The organism is Adonisia turfae CCMR0081 (assembly GCF_011009555.1).
Lineage (GTDB): Bacteria > Cyanobacteriota > Cyanobacteriia > Phormidesmidales > Phormidesmidaceae > Leptothoe > Leptothoe turfae.
On sequence record NZ_QXHD01000004.1, the window covers coordinates 5650272 to 5659770 of the forward strand.

Genomic DNA, 9499 nt, shown 5'->3' on the forward strand with positions numbered 1-9499 from the left:
TTTTCGCTCAGAACTCGACTCCCATACCTATTTAGCTAAATGGCTAGATGTGGAGGTCCTTTCCCTGCGGCTCATTGACCGCCGCTTCTATCATCTGGACACCTGTTTTTGTCCGCTGAACAATGGGGATTTACTCTACTATCCCCCAGCGTTTGACACTTACTCAAATCATCTAATTGAGCGACGCATCCCGACCGAAAAACGTATTCCAGTGAATGAGGTAGATGCCGTCAACTTTGCCTGCAATGCGGTCAACGTTGACCAAACTATTATCATGAACAGTGCCAGCGATGGTCTCCAGAAAACTCTAGCCGCACGCGGTTTTAAGGTAATTGAAACACCCCTCACCGAATTTCTAAAAGCGGGCGGGGCTGCCAAATGTTTAACATTGCGGGTAACAGAACCGCGTCAAGACTCTCCTCAAGCCTCTTCTATTCAGAGTCGGATGGTTCACCTAGAGGGCCATTTGCTAGACTCCGGCATCGTTAATCGAGCATTGGACACAATTGTGTCTGGTGGCGGCAGTTTTCAAGTATTGCACTTTGACCTCGGCGCACAGCGGCAAGATATCTCAACGGCAGACGTGAAGGTGTCAGCCCCCGATGGAGATGTCATTGAAGACATCATGGGGCAACTGGTTGATTTGGGAGCAGTCGTCACCTCAGAGGATGTTTCCCCTGACGCCCACTTAGAAGCTGTAGTACAGGCAGGCGTGGCCCCTGATGATTTTTATGTGACCGCCATCTACCCTACAGAGGTTTCTGTGAACGGGCAATGGATTAAGGTACAGGGCCAGCGCATGGATGGAGCCATTGCTATTACTCAAACTCCAGACGGTCTAGTAGCTCACTGTAAACTGCTTCGGGATTTACAGATAGGCGAATCTGTTGTGGTCGGTAGCGAAGGTATTCGCACTAAACGTACGACTACCACCCTTAAAAAGAAATCCACAGAGGAGTTCAGCTTTATGGGCGCTGGCGTCTCCAGCGAACGGCGTGTGGAGTTAGTGGTGGAGCAGATCGCCTGGGACTTACGTCGCATCCGTGATCAGGGTGGCAAAGTGGTCGTCACGGCAGGGCCAGTGGTGATTCATACTGGCGGCAGTGAACACCTGCGGCATCTCATTCGTGAAGGCTATGTGCATGGGCTGTTGGGGGGAAATGCGATCGCAGTTCACGACATTGAGCAGGCACTCATGGGCACCTCCCTTGGCATGGATATGAAGCGGGGCGTTTCCGTCCATGGTGGACACCGTCATCACCTCAAAGCCATCAATACCATTCGCCGTTCCGGCAGCATTGCCAATGCAGTGGAGCAGGGCATTTTACAAAGCGGAGTCATGTACGAATGTGTGAAAAACAACGTACCCTTTTCCCTGGCTGGATCTATTCGCGACGATGGCCCACTGCCCGATACCCAAATGGATTTGCTCCAAGCCCAGGCGGATTATGCTCGTTTGATTGAAGGAGCAGACCTGATTTTGATGCTCTCGACCATGCTGCACTCCATTGGTGTGGGGAATATGACCCCCGCCGGAGTGAAGATGGTTTGTGTGGATATTAATCCAGCAGTGGTTACAAAGTTAAGCGATCGCGGTTCGTTGGAATCGATTGGCGTGGTTACTGATGTGGGACTGTTTTTGAGTCTGTTAGTTAATCAACTCAATAAGCTCACTGGAAAATATGCTCGCGTTTGAAGTGTCCTCGAGGGATGTTCAAAATTAGGCTCATAATTTCAGCCAGGAATATTCTTGCCTAATAGGAAATTCAATAACTCCTCTTTTTAGAATTTTGTCGCAGCGCGCAAAATTCTAAATCACCTGACCGACCGCCCAAACCGCCTACTGGGGATATAAATCATTTTTTTCGTAGGGTTCTAGGGCGGCGGAACGCCCTAGCCATGGGGGTGTGGGGAACTCGGAGGGATCCCACGCAGCCGGTTTTGCTGTTAGCCAACCTACAAAATACACTGGTCGAAAATTGGTTAATTGCGATGAGGGTTGCTCAGAGCGTTCCTCCCCGAACCCCTCCTGTTCGTGGGGGCCTAAACTCCCCCCCACCCCCCGAAAGTAGACTGTCGTTTATCGCTAAGATTTAGGTTTGGAAGGAGTTACGGCGAGATTAGGGGCAAAGTTACACTAAAATTCGTGAAAGTCTTCTTTTCCCAGTACTTAAAGGGACAATTGTCAGTGTAGTAGACTGCTATTTGGGAAGACCGTAACTCCTTATAATAAAAACCTTAAATAACCGTTAAATTCTCCCCTGATCTATGCCTGAGCAAGGGTTCACCAATAAAACATCGCGGCTGTCTACAATTCGACCAATTGGTGTCTATGCCCTGTCAGGCCTGGCAGCAGATAACGAGTACCTTTTTTCCATTGACAAGGTAAGAGGCTATCTTGTCTCTATCAATCTCCGCAACAACAACACAGTTATCCTCAACCCGTATCAGCTGGAAGATAAGGAATGGATGGGGGCAGTCGGTTTGTCTCTCTGGCAAGATACCTTTTGGTTCGCCAGGGACGAAGAGGTGTTTTGGTGCGATCGCGCAACCCAAAAGCCTACCTTCTTTACAGAACTGCCCTACCCAGTAGCCGGTGTCGCTGTTTGGGAAAACATCGTCTACGTTAGCTGCCAAAAATCTGGATATATCCATCTCTTTGATTGCCACACGAGCGATCCTCTAGGAAAATTTCCACAACCTGGTGTAGGTGAGGAAACCTTGGCAACCAACGAGGATGGATTATGGGTATGCGACCAGACAGAACAAACGGTCTACTGCCTTGATCGCGAAACAGGCAAGATTCAACTGAGTGCCCTAACGCCCTACAGTTCACCCACCGGCATCACATTCTATCGACCTGAGGCAGGGCAAGATCCCGTTTGCTATATCGTCTATGCCGATGAAGAGCCCTATATTCGTGATAATCCCAATGCAGAGTCGCCCTATGAACTGACATTTCGCGATCGCACCTTTATCCATCCGCTTTATCTTCACAACAACCCAGTCGAACACTACACCCTCTCAAACGGATATCTGGTGGAATTCTCCTATGCTGAGGAAATCATGCCGCTCGATGCCGTCACCCTCAACAACGTCGAATGGCGCATTGCCCTACCTGCCAACACCCTGCGCCAGCACGTCCGCCACGTAGAACCCATTGGTCATCCTTTTACAATTGAAGAACAAAATGGGCAGCAGGTAGCTGTCTTTAAGTTTGACCAAATTCAGCCTTTTCAGGGAGGTCTCTTAGGCTGGAAGGCCACTGTCGAAATGTATAGCCTCAAATATTGCCTCACCCCTGACGATATTGATGGCGACAAGCCACTACCCACTGAGCTACAACGCTACCTCGTTGATGACGACGATCTGGCAATGGATACGGACACCATTCAGCAGGCAGCTAGTGAAGGCGCAGGAACTGAGACTAATGTATTGCGGAAGATGTTGCGGATTCGCAATTACGTTTACGATCGTCTCTCCTACGGTATTCAACCCAAAATCGATACTCCCGATGTGGCGCTAGAACGGGGGACTGGCTCCTGTGGAGAATACGTAGGGGTACTGCTGGCTTTAGCTCGTCTAAACGGCATTGCCTGTCGCACCATTGGTCGCTATAAGTGTCCGCCCCAACCCGAATACCGCCACCTACCCCTAGAACCAGACTTTAACCATGTCTGGCTAGAGTTTTATGTCCCTGGTGTTGGCTGGCTGCCCATGGAATCCAATGTGGATGATGTAATTGAGCGAGGTCCCTATCCTGAGCGTTTCTTTATGGGGCTGGCCTGGTACCACATGGAAATAGGTAAAGGGATTCCCTTTACAAAAATGACTGCCGACGACAAACCTGAAGAGTTTTCATTGCGCGACTTAGCTATCAATCATATTCGCTTTCGAATACTGGATGAGCTGATTCCAGAGTAAATATTATTTCTGAAACACTTTAGGCTTGCTGCAACTGCGCTTAGCCAATAGTCCCCCTGAGTGGAATCGAATCTGTCAGATGAAGTTTGATCTATTACATGTTACGTGAATGATTTTCCCTGAGTTGGCGGAACGTTTCACGATCGCTCTCCAAATCTGCTTCATCGTAATGCAGGTAAGCCTTATGCTGCTTCAGGAAAGCATCTATGGCCCAGCGAGATGGTAAATCCAGGATGCGCCCTACTTCGGCGCTGGTGATTTTCTCTAATTGGTAGGCCTGCACTACTAGGGCTTCTAAAATTTCACGGGCAAGTTGATCAAGGTTGAAATGCTGAAGCAATTCATCGGGAAGGTTTAGCGTGACTTGCATGATTCAGGCTCCTTGTTAAGGGATTTTGCTTGCCCTATTGAGGGTAACGTTATAGATTATGGCCCTGTTTCCTGTTTATCTGTAGAGCCACCACCTCAATCTTACTGCCCTGACATAACCTTCCTATTTGGGAGTTACTTTTTCACTTCACAGTTGAGATCGCTAAGCATTCATCAGTGGAATGCATTCTACAGCTACTTCCTTCGTTTGTAGCTGAGTTCAAGCGCGTTGCAAAAGCTGTTGAGACTGCTCAGCAGGGCATTGTAATATGGGTAGGCATCATCTCGTGTGGCTTGGAGATAAGCATATAAGGCTAGTCCGGGTTCTGGAACCAAATGGTCTTTTGGAAACTCTAGTCCTGCTGCAGTTAGGCGTATGGATGCGATCTCAATCAGCAGTGCTCCTATTGCCTTAGTCTTGCCATTATGTAAATCCTCTAGACTCAAGACTGCTCGCCCTCTTGTGCAAGTTCCACTTATTCAAAAAAGTGTTAACTTTAGAATTTCCTTGAAGTCTAGCATGAACTACTTTAGAGAATACATACTACAGCTATAGTAACTCATTATAGAAATAGAAAATAACTATTAGGACAACCAGCCACCACCAGTTATTTAAAGTCTGAGCCACTTGTTGGTTCCACTGAAACTTAGCTTCCGATACAGGTAAATCAAAATCTATTCTAGCTTTATACTTTTTGTATTTACTCTGTATATCCGTCGCCCATGTTTGACTACCTTGCTCAATATTAAAGCTATCTAGGAATGGCATACCAGATTTTTCACAGAAAGTCCTCATTAATTGCTCTACCAATTCACAGAGTTTTTTTGATCGATCAGTGTCTCGTACAAGAATTTGTGCTGGCCTAACTAGGTGACCGTCCTCCTGACTTGAGAAAGTATTAGCAAAATCTAAGCACAACACACAATCAACATTTACTAAACCTTCTAACATTTTTGTCTCAGCTGCATTTATGAGAGATAGAATCGACAGATCATCTTGTATCAAATTTTCTAAAATCACCAACCCTAAAGCATTAGGAATATTGAGAGCTTTTTTGCTCTCCCCTATTTGCTTATTAGCCTTCCTTAAAGCCTGTCTGATTGAATTATAGAAGTCTCGTTCAAAAACTTTTCCCGACAATCTGCCCTTACAGGAAAGTTTTTCTACCTGATGTCCAACTTTGATTTTCTCAATTTTTTTAGATTCACAAATAACTTGATTACCAAATAACAAAAAATCTGCGCGATCACATTCTGGCGGGAAATAAGAATCATATTCTTGATCGTCTAGATCATAGGCTTGTTCATATACCTCTTTCAAAAAAAGTTCCATCATATTTTTCAACAACACTGAATTGGTATTGCGATAATTTAGTGTACGTTCAAAATGAAATGTTGATGGCTCAATGCTGAAATCGATAGATTTTCATAAACTTAAATATCAAAGTAGCTGGCTTATATTCTCGTAAAGTCCTTCAATTGCAACTCTAAACTCAATACTTTCAAACTCCACCTGCTTACCAACTCGATAAACCTGAGGCAACCAAAGATTATCTGACTTACGTTGAAACCGTTCAACCAAAACCTGTTTTTGGTGAACCAGAACATACTCTTCTAACTCTGCAACAGATTTATAGTCAGAAAACTTATCTCCCCGATCAAACGCCTCAGTCGAATCTGACAACACCTCTATAATCAACTTGGGATGCAGAATAAAATCTTCATCGGAAACGCGATCGCGATCATCACACGTTACCGCTAAATCTGGATAATAAAAGAGATTCAGTTCTGGTAGGCGGACCTTCATATCCACCGCATAGGAAATATAGTCCGTACCACGTAGGTGATTTACCAGTAGCGCTGACAGATTCCCCGTAATAATGACATGGGCCTTAGTCGCCCCAGCCATAGCTACAATTTGCCCTTGCAAATACTCATGCTTAATAGGGCTTACCCGCTCAATTTCCAGATACTCCTCAGGAGTAAAGTAAGCATAGCTTTTACTAAGAGCCATTGTTCTTGCCTGAACTTCGCTATCTCTAGCTTGCCATAGGCATGATGATTCTGATGATTTCTCATCAAAGAGCAGAGGTGCGTTGGACTAATGCCACAACACACCCCATAGAAAATCAACGTGGTTAAATCAGATATCGATTTTACTGACCACCTACCGCCATTGGCTCTAAAGTTGATGGGTCCTCCACCAGTAAAGCCGCTGCGTCCGCTTCTGGAGCATCCACAATTGGATTGCGTGCTTGAATCAACTCAATAGCTCGATTAACCTGTTCAGGAAAAATCACCACCAGCGAATCTTCAGGAGCATGCTCCAGCGCACATTCAATCGCCGCCGTTTCATCCAATTGCACCACATGGGATGCAGAGGAATCATTAGCTTGAGCAATGCCTTGAACAATTAGCCCAGCTGCATTACCCGCAGGGCGACCCCGACCATCATCATCCTCTTTAACAATGATGTGATCAAAGAACGTCGCTGCCAGCTGACCTAAGCCAATCAGATCCTGATCTCGGCGATCGCCCGGTCCGCCCACAACCCCAATGGTTGGCCCCGACCAGTTCTTCACAAAGCCTCCCACCGCTTCATAGCCAGCAGGATTGTGGGCGTAATCCACTAACGCATGGAAATGGCCCAGATTGAAAAGATTCATGCGTCCCGGTGTCTGCTGAGCCGAAGCCTCAAAGCTACGCAACGCAGCCCGGATTTTCTCTACCTTAATGCCCTGCACAAAGGTGGCTAAGCTAGCTGCCAGAGCATTGGCAATCATAAACGGTGCCCGTCCACCCAAGGTCAGGGGCACCCGTTCAACATGCTCAATTCGGTGCACCCATTCATGCTGCAAGATAACAATATGACCATCATCGTAGACAGCAGCAATGCCTCCATCCTGAACGTGCTCTCGCACTAGAGGATTCTGCGAATCCATCGAGAAATAGGCCACTTTGCCAATTACCCGATCCGCCATCGCAGCTACCCGCTCATCATCGGCGTTGAGAATCGCATAGCCGTCAGCATGGACGGCTTCTGCAATGACCCCTTTTACCCTAGCCATTTGGTCAATGGTGTCGATGTCTCCTAGACCCAGGTGGTCAGCGGCCACATTTAGCACCACACCGACATCACAGTGACGAAACGCTAAACCAGAGCGCAGAATACCACCTCGGGCAGATTCCAAAACCGCCATCTCCACAGTGGGATCCTGCAAAATCATTCGGGCACTTTGGGGTCCAGTAGTATCACCTTTTTCAATCAGGTGATCTCCAATGTAAATGCCATCGGTGGTGGTAAAGCCCACTGCGTCATAAACCTGTCTCGCGATATGGGCAATGAGACGGGTTGTTGTGGTTTTACCATTGGTGCCCGTCACGGCCACAACCGGCACATGTGTGGGGGTATCAGGTGGGAACAACATCTGCAAAATCGGAGCCGCCACATTACGGGCTACACCCTGACTAGGAGCTAAATGCATTCGCAATCCCGGTGCGGCGTTTACTTCAACAATCACCCCATCCGCCTCGCACAGCGGCTTGGTGATATCGGTGGTAATTACGTCGATCCCCGCAATATCTAGATCAATAATTCGTGAGACTCGCTCCGCTAACCACACCGTTTCTGGATGAATCTCATCGGTACGATCGATAGCTGTTCCACCTGTACTCAAATTCGCCGTTGCTCGCAGATAGGCCACTTGCTCTGGTTCTAGCACCGTATCTAGGGTGAAACCCTGCCGGTTCAGCATCTCATCAGTGGACACATCCAGCTTAATTTGGGTGAGTACATTGTCATGGCCATTGCCACGACGTTCGTCCTGGTTCTCTTGCTCCACCAGCTCAGCGATGGTGTCATGACCATTGCCTACTACATGAGCTGGCACCCGCTCTGCAACAGCAACCACCTGATGATTCACCACTAAAATGCGATGGTCGCGTCCGGCATAGAAATGTTCGACAATAACACCTCTAGAAATCTCCTTAGCTCGGTCATAGGCCTCTTCTGCCTCTTCCCATGAGCCAATATCCGTCGTGATCCCACGCCCATGATTACCGTCTAATGGCTTAATCACGATGGGATAGCCACCAAGGCGTTCAATAGTCTTTTCCAGCTCATCAAAATGATAAACCAGCTGTCCTGCAGGCACAGGTGCACCCATACTTTCTAGAATTGATTTAGTGCGCTCCTTATCACAGGCCAACTCTACACCGAGCACATTACTCGACGAGGTCAGGGCTGCCTGAACACGCTTTTGATATTTGCCGTAACCCAGCTGGAACAGATCACAGTTTTCCAACTCCATCCAGGGGATGCCACGGGTTTCAGCTTCGCCCACCAGGGCTTCAGTGGTAGCGCCCAAAGCTGCCTCAGTACGCAGTTCTTTCAGATCTGCCAGATCCGTTTGCAGCTCATCTACAGGGTAAGTCCCCGTTTCAACAATGCTTTGGCACAGTCGAACAGCAGCACGTGTGGCATAGCGCCCAGCTGCCTCATGTTTGTATTCAACAACGACTTGATAGATACCAGGGGTGCTAGTCTCACGGGTACGGCCAAAGCCAACGGTCATACCAGCCAACACCTGTAGCTCAAGGGCCACATGCTCCACAATGTGCCCCATCATGGTGCCTTCTTGCACACGACTTAAAAATCCACCTCGACACCCTGGAGAACAGTAGTGCTCTTCAAGACTCGGTAGCACCTGTACTAACCCATCGTAAAAACCAGGCAGGGTATCAGAAGGGCTATCCACCAGATTTTCTAAATCTAGACGGACAACAATCAGCTTGGAACGACGGATACTCCAATAGTTAGGCCCGCGAAGAGTTCGAGTGTGCAGAATTTTCATAGGCGACAATAAGGTGTTTATGTAGATGCCAACAGAAATCAAACGAAGCCTTTCATTTCATACGCAAGGCTTACAAGCCCTTTCTCTTGAAAGAGTCTAGAAAGTAAGGAATAAACGCGCCTGCAAAGAAATTAGGCCCAGGCTGGTCAACTAAGTTTTTATATTTTTGTTAATTCAGCTACAGATGTATCTGATTTTAAGTGAATGATCTGAGATTTTGACTAGAATATTTCTTGAAAAGCTCCCATTTTTCCTCAATCTTTGCAACAAACCTTCAGCTCGAAAAGAGTGCCAAGTAGGCTGATTAGCTTTGCTTAAAGGGCATTGAGTAGCTGTATTGAATGATACAACAC

7 protein-coding genes are annotated in these 9499 nt (G+C 47.3%); 2 read left to right on the forward strand and 5 right to left on the reverse strand.

All coding sequences use genetic code 11. From position 1 onward, the window contains the following. Positions 1-1696, forward strand: a 1696-nt coding sequence (argZ, locus tag DXZ20_RS28045; RefSeq protein ID WP_163703639.1) for a bifunctional arginine dihydrolase/ornithine cyclodeaminase, incomplete at its 5' end; no start/stop codon positions are given. A 572-nt stretch (positions 1697-2268) separates the two neighbouring features. Beyond that, entirely contained in the window at positions 2269-3924 is a 1656-nt protein-coding gene (locus tag DXZ20_RS28050; protein ID WP_163702402.1) for a transglutaminase domain-containing protein, read from the forward strand. Positions 3925-4018: 94 nt separating this feature from the next. Here DXZ20_RS28050 and DXZ20_RS28055 read toward each other — a convergent pair whose 3' ends face one another. From DXZ20_RS28055 to cphA, 5 genes are all read right to left on the reverse strand, one after another. Further along, positions 4019-4294, reverse strand: coding sequence for a UPF0175 family protein (locus DXZ20_RS28055; RefSeq protein ID WP_163702403.1), 276 nt, complete (start codon positions 4292-4294; stop codon positions 4019-4021). Positions 4295-4488: 194 nt separating this feature from the next. Further along, positions 4489-4740 (reverse strand): hypothetical protein, encoded by a 252-nt coding sequence (locus tag DXZ20_RS28060; protein WP_250565948.1) that lies wholly within the window; start codon positions 4738-4740, stop codon positions 4489-4491. A 103-nt stretch (positions 4741-4843) separates the two neighbouring features. After that, positions 4844-5629 (reverse strand): hypothetical protein, encoded by a 786-nt coding sequence (locus DXZ20_RS28065; RefSeq protein WP_163702405.1) that lies wholly within the window; start codon positions 5627-5629, stop codon positions 4844-4846. A gap of 105 nt (positions 5630-5734) precedes the next feature. Continuing rightward, the gene (locus tag DXZ20_RS28070; protein ID WP_163702407.1) at positions 5735-6307 is read right to left on the reverse strand and encodes a Uma2 family endonuclease; all 573 of its coding nucleotides are present in this window, start codon (positions 6305-6307) and stop codon (positions 5735-5737) included. Positions 6308-6449: 142 nt separating this feature from the next. After that, on the reverse strand, positions 6450-9146 hold the full coding sequence (cphA, locus tag DXZ20_RS28075) for a cyanophycin synthetase (protein ID WP_163702409.1): 2697 nt from the start codon (positions 9144-9146) through the stop codon (positions 6450-6452). Positions 9147-9499 lie beyond the last annotated feature (353 nt).